We start from the raw sequence: 2,080 nt of genomic DNA, 5'->3' as shown, positions 1-2,080 counted from the left end.
GAAAGCAGTTGGGGTTTTGTTTGTCCTTGAAAAAAGCATCCTGAGATTGTACGGAGGTTGACCGTCAACCACGTTAGAGTAGGTCCATGGTGACCATGGAGTCAGCCATACGGTAGCCCATCGCTTTGTAACCCGCCTGGCGCTTATCCGTTAGTACTAGAATTTTTCTACCCTCGCTGTACGCCAACTCAATCTCCAAAACGATTTTGGCTGTCCGCTCAGAGTCGTCGGCTAGGCGCCGAAAAACGTCCTGAATCCCAAAGCCGTCGGGGACCACTATTGGATTGGACAGCAATCCAGGCACGACAGATAGGTCATGAAGCGCACTCGCTGGTCGAGCAGCAGAATGTCGGATGCGGTCCGCATTGCATGAAAATAATAGGCTGTTGTCCATCTCGGCGCACTGGGGTTGCGGTGAGTCCCAGTACGTACCGCGCGGTCGCGCTCCTTAGTAGTGCCTCGAATGACACGGCTGATAGGTGATGACACTCATCAACGATAATCTGGCCATAATTTTTTACATGGTCGCTGATCTCGCCTTTTCGCGATAACGACTGCATTACGGCAATGTCGATGATGCCGGTAAGCTTCGCTTTTCCGCCCCCAAGAGTACCAACGACACCATTCCCGACTCCCAAGAACGCCTGCAAGCGCTCTTGCCACTGCCTTAACAGCTCCGTCCGATGCACAAGCACCAACGTGTTAATGCCTCGTGCGGCAATCAACGCAGCAGCACTCACCGTTTTACCGAAAGCTGTCGGTGCGCAGAGGATATCGGTGTCATGACTTAGCATTGCGCTGACAGCAGCCTTTTGGTCAGAACGCAGGGTCCCGAGAAAGCTCACGTCGATGGCGGCGCCCGCGAAGCGTTCGTCTTTAAGAATAGGGGTAACCCCGTTTTCCTCTAAAAGCTCCAGCGCAGCATCCAAACAGCCACGCGGTAACGCAATATGTTTGGGGAAGTTCTGGGCACAGCCGATAATCCTTGGCTTGTTCCACACTGACATGCGCATGGCCTGAGCTTTGTAGAACTCAGGATTTTGAAAAGCAGCGAGCCGGACAAGCTGGTTTGCCAATGGCTGTGGAAGGTTTGTAGTCAGCAGGTAGTAGTAGCGCGTCGATTTCGAGTTTGAGTTCATGTGGTCGTTCAAAAAGCCAAACGAGATATTCAGTGCGGGCGACGAAAGCGCCAGCCCAACCACTATCAATGCCGAAGGTGCACCGAAATCAAAACCCGCTGGAGCCAAACAACGCCTGCCAGCTCACCGCAACCCTCTGTGGGAGCGAGCTTGCCCGCGAAGGCGCCAGCCCAGCCAACACAAAACCCAGAACTGAACCACAACCCCCTGTAGGAGCGAGCCCGCTCGCGAAAAACCCAAGGCATCCACATGTCCCGCTGAACACCCCGCCCACCGCAACCAAGCCCGCCCGCACAACATCACGCCTGACGCTTGAAACCAAAAGCGATCCCTGCGCGTCGCCCACTACGCTCGGACTTTTTCAACAGAATCGGTCGACAGCTGCCGCTGGCGAGTGACAGCTATGGGGCGAGGCTGTGTAAAAACATTTTAAGGCAGATGCGGCAATGAAAATCGGCGCGAAAAACACGCACCTACGCAATATCCTGGTCTGCTAACTAACCGGACGTTCGCAGATTCAACGTAGAAGCGAGGACTTCAAAACGGCGTCTGCGTTTTTACACAGCCTGGGTCGTTTTCAGCCTGTCGCGACAGGCAGCAATCCACAGCCAAAAGCGGTCAGTCAGCGTCTACGAAATAAGGGGCGATTTAGTGACGACGTGGTCTGAGTACTCTGCTGCCCTGATGTTTTGTACAGGCCTTGGAAGTTTTCATAGTGGCAACCTAGGCTCTTTGGTAAGGGAAAAGAATTTCTAGGTAGGGGTTGACCACGTATTTTAATACTGTATTATTCGCCTCCCGCTAACGAGCATATTGGTGTTCGTTCAGGCTTAAGTAGTTGATTTTATTAGTAAAATCAAAAACTTTTAAGGTTGCAGTTTGAGAGTGTGTGCTGTAGAGTGCGCGCCTCGGTTGAGACGAAAGATCTTAACCAACCGCTC

General features: G+C 52.8%; 1 pseudogene. It reads right to left on the bottom strand.

The annotated features are described in order from the left end of the window. Positions 1-136: 136 nt before the first annotated feature. Positions 137-1,091: pseudogene (locus PMI26_RS30455) on the bottom strand (DEAD/DEAH box helicase family protein); the annotation flags it as partial. Positions 1,092-2,080: the final 989 nt, after the last annotated feature.

Origin of the sequence: Pseudomonas sp. GM33, from assembly GCF_000282295.1 — a bacterium.
Taxonomy (GTDB): domain Bacteria; phylum Pseudomonadota; class Gammaproteobacteria; order Pseudomonadales; family Pseudomonadaceae; genus Aquipseudomonas; species Aquipseudomonas laurylsulfatiphila.
This window is presented reverse-complemented; position numbering and strand designations above follow the sequence as displayed.